The organism is Nocardioides oceani (assembly GCF_030412965.1).
GTDB lineage: Bacteria > Actinomycetota > Actinomycetes > Propionibacteriales > Nocardioidaceae > Nocardioides > Nocardioides oceani.
Window position 1 is genome coordinate 1 of the sequence record NZ_JAUHJQ010000139.1, and the last position, 280, is coordinate 280.

A 280-nucleotide genomic window follows, 5' to 3' on the forward strand; every position below is an offset into this window, starting at 1 on the left:
GAGCCTGCTCGAGCTGGGCCTGCGCCTGATGCCGCTCGGTGACGTCGGTGTAGATCGACACGAAGCCGCCATCGGCGACCGGATTGCGCCGCACCTCCAGCACCGAGCCGTCGGGGCGCACCCGCTCGCCGACATAGGGCCGGTCGAGGGTGTCGAGCCGCTTCTGCACCTGCTCCTCGACCGGTCCCGGGCCGAACTCGCCATGCTCGGCGAGATAGCGCACGAAATCGGCATAGGTCGTATTCCGGCTGAGCAGCGAGAGCGGCAGGTCGAGCAGGTC

Annotated in this window: 1 protein-coding gene; it reads right to left on the reverse strand. The window is 68.9% G+C overall.

Annotation, left to right across the window (positions count from 1 at the left end):
- Positions 1–280: PAS-domain containing protein (locus QWY28_RS23585; protein ID WP_300955343.1), on the reverse strand; the 280-nt coding region annotated here is incomplete at both ends.